The organism is Planomonospora algeriensis, assembly GCF_977012225.1.
Genome location: NZ_CDRNDK010000657.1, coordinates 1 through 2,740 on the forward strand (window position 1 = coordinate 1; position 2,740 = coordinate 2,740).

At 75.4% G+C, this 2,740-nt stretch carries 3 protein-coding genes; all 3 read left to right on the forward strand.

Annotated elements, in window-relative coordinates:
- On the forward strand, window positions 1-693 hold a 693-nt coding region (locus ACWJ6R_RS34065; protein ID WP_449066159.1), incomplete at its 5' end, for a hypothetical protein.
- The gene (locus tag ACWJ6R_RS34070; RefSeq protein ID WP_449066160.1) at window positions 681-1,082 is read left to right on the forward strand and encodes a hypothetical protein; all 402 of its coding nucleotides are present in this window, start codon (window positions 681-683) and stop codon (window positions 1,080-1,082) included. The genes ACWJ6R_RS34065 and ACWJ6R_RS34070, both read left to right, overlap by 13 nt.
- A partial coding sequence (locus tag ACWJ6R_RS34075; protein WP_449066161.1) for a TRAFAC clade GTPase domain-containing protein occupies window positions 1,082-2,740 on the forward strand: 1,659 nt, incomplete at its 3' end. The genes ACWJ6R_RS34070 and ACWJ6R_RS34075, both read left to right, overlap by 1 nt.

Genomic DNA, 2,740 nt, shown 5'->3' on the forward strand with positions numbered 1-2,740 from the left:
CTCCGGGACGCGGCGACGCTGCCGGAGCTGGTCGCGGTCGTGCGGGTCGTCGAGGCCGCGGGCGTACCGCTCCCCTCGGACCCGGTGGAGCGGGCCGCGGCGGGGCTGGTCCGCGACGGTCTCACCGGCATCGCGGAGTCGGTGGCCCGGACCCCCTCCGGCCGCCGCGGGGAACTGCTCGCCGGGCTGGTCGCCGGGCTGGAAGGCGCTCCGGCTCGGGTCCGGGAGGAGTTGCTCACCTCCGACGTGTGCGACCTGGTCGCCGGTCACGACCGGCCGCGGGCGCCGCGGACGGGCGCCGCGGTGATCCGCCGGCTGGCCGCGGCCGGGCGGCTCGGCCGGGTCGAGGCGACGATCGACCTGGTGCGGCTGCTGCCCGGCGCCGACGGGTTCGCCGACCGGGACGACGCGCTCGGGGAGATCTGGCAGGAGGAGCCGGTGAGCGCCGAGTGCGCCCGGCTGGTCGAGGCGCTGGGCGGCCGGATCGCGGAGTCGCACGTGCTCAGCGACCTGCCCGCGCGCGCCTACGTCAGGAGCGGCCTCAAGGGCTCCGAGGCGGGGGACCTCGCCCGCAGGGTGGTGGACGCCGCACCCGAGGGCTTCGCCGCCGACGACGCCAGGACCGTGCTCACCGTGCTGCGGCTGCCGGACGCCGGCCTGCCGCGCGACGCGCGCGGGAGGTGGAGGCGCTGACCGGTCTCACCCGGGAGGGGAAACCGGAGCTGGTGGAGCTGGCCAGGAACGCCGCGGCAGGGGCGCTGGGCCGGCGGGAGCCGACCTTCCGTACGGCGCTGGTGAAGGCGCTGACGGCGGAGTCGCGGGGGTGGCTGGTGGCCGCCTGGCTGGGAGCGAGGATCGGCCGGGACGAACAGGCGGCGCTGCTGGAGGTCGCCATCCGGCTGCGGATGGGCGACCTCGTCGTCCCCGACCTCGACGACTGGGCGCGGGCCCAGGTCGGCGGCTGGTCGCCGTTCGGGTCCATGGAGGCCCGCTTCAAGAACGACAGCGAGCTCGCGGCCGGGTTCAGGGAACTGGCCGGGGCGGCCAGGCGCCGGCGCCTGTTCGGGCGGGGGGATCGCTGATGTGGTTCGTGGGGGCGCTCGTCCTGGTGTGCTGGATCGTGGTCGTGTGGCTGGGATTCACCCTGGTGTTCCCCGTCGTCTTCCCCGTCGTGCTGGTGGCGACGACGCTGGGGGCCGTCGGCGTCTACTTCCGGCAGGCGGGTGTCGTCCTGCTGCCGGACACCTCCCACGGTCTCTCCCCGGTCGTCCGGCCGGTCACGGGGGCGGACGGGGACCCGGCCTACCGGCACTACCTGCTGGCCCAGGTCTGGAGGGACTGGTGGACCGTCATCAGGACCGCCGTCCCGCTGATCGCCCAGACGGCCCGCCGGGCGATGGCCAGGACGACGGAAGCGCTGATGAAGGGCAACCAGGCGTTCTTCCTGTTCCCGCTCTGGCTGGCGGTGTGCGGCGGGATCGCGGTGGCGGTCCTGCCCCTGGCCGTCGTCGGCGGGCTGATCGCCGCGGTGTACGCCGCGACGGTCACGGCGGGCCTGCTGGCCTGGCTGACCTGCGTGGGCGTGCTCCTCGGCGTGGAGCAGGCGTTCATGCTGGCCCGGCGCATCCTCCAGGCCTGCCCCTACCCGGGCTGCTACGCGCGGATCACGCTGCCGGTCTACGCGTGTCCCACCTGCGGGCACCGGCACCGGAGGCTGACCCCGAACCTCGACGGCGCGATCCGGCACGTCTGCCAGTGCGGGACCCGGCTGCCCACCGCGATCCTGCTCGGCCGCCACCGGCTGCAGGCGCACTGCCCCGAGTGCAACCGGGCGCTGCCGGCCCGGATCGGCCGGGTGCGCGTGGAGCCGCTGCCGTTCGTCGGCGGCCCGGACGCCGGGAAGACGACGTTCATGGCCCTCGCGGTGGACGCGCTGCACGGCTCGGTGTCCGCCTCCGGGGGACGCGCGTCGTTCGTCGACGAAGGAGACGAACGGACCTTCCACCGGCTCCGCCACCAGTTGCGCGACGGCCGGGTGCACAAGACCGTGACGGAACTGCCGAAGGCCGTGATGCTCGACGTCGCCGTGCCGGGGGCGGGCCGCGGCGGAGGGAGCCGGATCCTCTACCTGTTCGATCCGTCCGGCGAGTACTACACGGGGGCCGCGAAGGTCGAGTCGATGAGCTACCTCGCGCACGGCGAGGCGCTGCTGATGGTCCTGGACCCCTTCGCGCTGCCCGAGGTGCAGGACCACCTGCTCGCGCCGGAGCGCGCCGAGCTGGCCGGGAAGGGGGTGGTGCTGTCCACGGAGGACCCCGCGGACACCTTCAACCGGTTGCGCAACGAGCTCGCGGCCCGCGCCGACGGCGGCAGGCAGCGCCGGGTCGCGGTCGTGCTGACCAAGGCCGACCTGCTCAGGGAGACCGCCGCCGGGAAGGGCGTCGAGGACGACCTGCCGGGCTGGCTGACCCGGATGGGCATGGGCAACTTCGTGCGGGAGCTGACCGGCCGGGCCGCGGAGGTTCGCTACTTCGCCTCGGGGCTGCCACCGAGGACCGAGGAGATCGCGCGGCTGGTCGGCTGGCTGTCGGGACTGAGGATCAACGGCCGCGCACCCGCCGGGGACGGGACCGCGAGAGGGACCGCCGCCGGAGGCGGGACGGACGGGACCGCGAGGGAGACCTCGGCCGGGGACGGGACGGACGGGACCGCGGCCGGGGACGCGCGCGCGGCTGGGACG